3 protein-coding genes are annotated in these 2,686 nt (G+C 37.5%); 2 read left to right on the top strand and 1 reads right to left on the bottom strand.

Translation table 11 applies throughout. The features are described 5' to 3' along the window. Positions 1–301 precede the first annotated feature (301 nt). Positions 302–457 carry a hypothetical protein gene (locus EXA13_RS16320; RefSeq protein WP_238134062.1) on the bottom strand — a complete coding sequence of 52 codons (156 nt, stop codon included), beginning with the start codon at positions 455–457 and terminating at the stop codon, positions 302–304. A 638-nt stretch (positions 458–1,095) separates the two neighbouring features. Here EXA13_RS16320 and EXA13_RS16315 point away from each other — a divergent pair. Beyond that, the gene (locus EXA13_RS16315; RefSeq protein ID WP_238134061.1) at positions 1,096–1,452 is read left to right on the top strand and encodes a hypothetical protein; all 357 of its coding nucleotides are present in this window, start codon (positions 1,096–1,098) and stop codon (positions 1,450–1,452) included. 239 nt (positions 1,453–1,691) lie between these two features. Continuing rightward, positions 1,692–1,979, top strand: coding sequence for a hypothetical protein (locus EXA13_RS16305; protein WP_078927640.1), 288 nt, complete (start codon positions 1,692–1,694; stop codon positions 1,977–1,979). Positions 1,980–2,686 lie beyond the last annotated feature (707 nt).

Raw genomic sequence — 2,686 nt, 5'->3', positions numbered from 1 at the left:
TGGGTGAGCATTTGAGGTTACGGCTAGCTAGTTTGAGTTCAGCCGTTTGCGTTGCTTGCCCCTTAATGCGGCGTTATGCAACAGTAAAGAAAAACATACACAATATATTGATAATTAAGCTATTTATATGCTTTAGTGTATTATGATTCTGGTTTCTGATTTATTCGACAGTTACTTTTAACTCATTGTTTAAACTAGTTATTTTCCAGTTTTTAAAATCAGTTTTATTTATATTGATTTAGTCCTTGGCTTCTTGTTCTTCGAGTCTTTATCCAGTGCTTACTGGTAAAGCGGGTTTGCGTTAAGCTTGCCTATAATCATGATCCGCAGAATCAAGTGGCTTTCGTTGTTGCCAACGTTTTTCTATTGGGTCAATGCTGATTTTTCGTGTAAGTTTAAGAATCTCTGCCAATGCTGTTCTTTGGTAATATTTTGAGTTATTTGGCAAATGTTGCATAACAAACGCCTCAAGCGGGACTTCCAACGCTCGCCACTTTTGGCTTTAATGAGTTTTGAGGTTACGGCTGGCTAGTTTCAGTGTGGTTGTTTGCGTTGTCAGCCCCTTAGGCGGGCGTTATGTAACCGTAGAGAAAAAGATCACAATGTATTGAAATTTAAAGTGTTTTATCCTTTTGCATTTTAAGGTGAGCTTCTGCTTTTCATGTTTGATACTTTTAACTGATTGTTTTAATTGGTTATTTATACGTTTTGTAAAGTTAGTCTTATTCATGTTGATTTGGTTTTCGTCTTCTTGTTCTTCGAGTCTTTATTCAGCGCTTACTGGTGAAGCGGGTTTGCGTTCAGCTTGTCTATAGTCATGATCCGCAGAATCAAGTTACTTTTGTAGTTGCCAGAGTTTTTTCTACTGGGTCAATGCTGACTTTTCGTGTAAGTTAAATCGTGTTTGGCGATGCTGTTTTTGTTAATGCTTTGAAATGATTAGTAAAGTTACATAACAAAGCATTCAAGAGGGACAATCAACGCGTGGCATTTTGGGTTCGGGTTGGCATTTGAGGTTACGGCAGGTTAGTTTAAGTTCAGCTGTTTGCGTTGCTTGCCCCTTAATGCGGCGTTATACAAATTTATAGGTATTGTATGAAAATAGAGATTACAGATCAGTTTACAGATTACTTCGATGATATTTGGGTATACCGTTCAAGTGAAAAACAAGATTGTTATATGTATGCAGTACATGAACGTGGTCAAACGCCTATCAGACACTATCCAGTTTTATCCAATAATTACAATGATATAACTACAGTAAGGCTTATGCCGGAGAATCAGTGTAATTGGGTTCTACGTAATAGTTTAGATTACGAGCAGGCACAGAGATATATTTCCCAAATTGCTAGTCTGATGGAAGTATGTGAGCAAATCAATTGGAATAGAGCTCCCAGCATTAACTTTGAAAACCGCTTAAAGTTGAGTGACTTACTTGGTCATACTCCTTAACACATTTGTATAACAAACGGTTCAAGATGGACAACCAACGCGTGGCATTTTTACTATGCGTCGGTTTTTGTGGTTACGAGGTTATGCGGTAAGTTTGTAGTAGCGTTGGTTGCCTCTTAACCGGGCGTTATGTGTTAATGCGATTTCGGGACATTTCTCGTAAAAGTTAATGGCAAAGTAGTACATCCGATTCATATGACTAAGCTTAATGAAACCAACGTTGGCATCAAGGAGGTTAGATGACGAAGTTTCAGGATAAATGGTTTAAAAGATGGGAAAGCAAAAGGCGTAAAGGACTGATCTATTATACTTTTACTCAGACACTTATTATGGGCGGAGCGGTTGTTGTCGGTAGGTTTTTGGGTGTGGCTTTCTTCACCAATCAGAGTCAATGGGAAGAGTTTTTCACTGGTCTACCTATATTGGCAATAATTTTTTTTGGTATTGGTATTCCGTTTAATGCTATAGCTTGGTTTATTTGTGAAAAACGATATCAAAACCTTTTAAATGAGCGGAAAAACACATAACAAGGCGTTAAAGAGGGACAGCCAACGCGTGGCATTTTTATTATGCGTTGGTTTTTATGGTTACGATGTTATGCGGAAGGTTCGTAGTAGCGTTGTCTGCCCCTTAACGCAGCGTTATGCAACAGTAAAGAAAACCGATCACAATTAATTGATAATTAAGCTGTTTCTATGCCTTGCCGTATTTTGAGGTTATTTTCTAATTTATTAAACTGTTACTTTTAACTCATTGTTTAAATTAGTTATTTGTCAGTTTGTAAAATCAGTTTTATCGATAATGATTTAGTCCTTGGCTTCTTGTTCTTCGAGTCTTTATTCAGCACTTAATGGTAAAACGGGTTTGCGTTTAGTTTGTCTATAGTCATGATCCGTAGAATCAAGTGGCTTTCGTTGTTGCCAACGTTTTTCTATTGGGTCAATGCTGACTTTTCGTGTAAGTTAAATCGTGTTTGGCGATGCTGTTTTTGGTAATGCTTTGAAATAGTTAGTAAAGTCACATAACAAAGCATTTAAGAGGGACAATCAACGCGCGGCATTTTTGGTTTGGGTGGCATTTGAGGTTAAGGCTGGTTAGTTTAAGTTCAGTTGTTTGAGTTGCTTGCCCCTTAATGCGGCGTTATGTAACCGTAAAGGAAAAAAGACCACAATGCATTGAAAAGTAGATGTTTTTTATGATTGATCTAATTTCAATGTCGACTTTTTCTGAGTGG

It is taken from the genome of Vibrio cincinnatiensis (genome assembly GCF_022113815.1).
Classification (GTDB): Bacteria; Pseudomonadota; Gammaproteobacteria; order Enterobacterales; family Vibrionaceae; genus Vibrio; species Vibrio cincinnatiensis_A.
This window is presented reverse-complemented; position numbering and strand designations above follow the sequence as displayed.

What these genes read in the sequence shown, in the direction of transcription:
- EXA13_RS16320 (WP_238134062.1), bottom strand. Translation starts at nt 457, where the DNA reads ATGCAACATTTGCCAAATAACTCAAAATATTACCAAAGAACAGCATTG.
- EXA13_RS16315 (WP_238134061.1), top strand. Translation starts at nt 1,096, where the DNA reads ATGAAAATAGAGATTACAGATCAGTTTACAGATTACTTCGATGATATT.
- EXA13_RS16305 (WP_078927640.1), top strand. Translation starts at nt 1,692, where the DNA reads ATGACGAAGTTTCAGGATAAATGGTTTAAAAGATGGGAAAGCAAAAGG.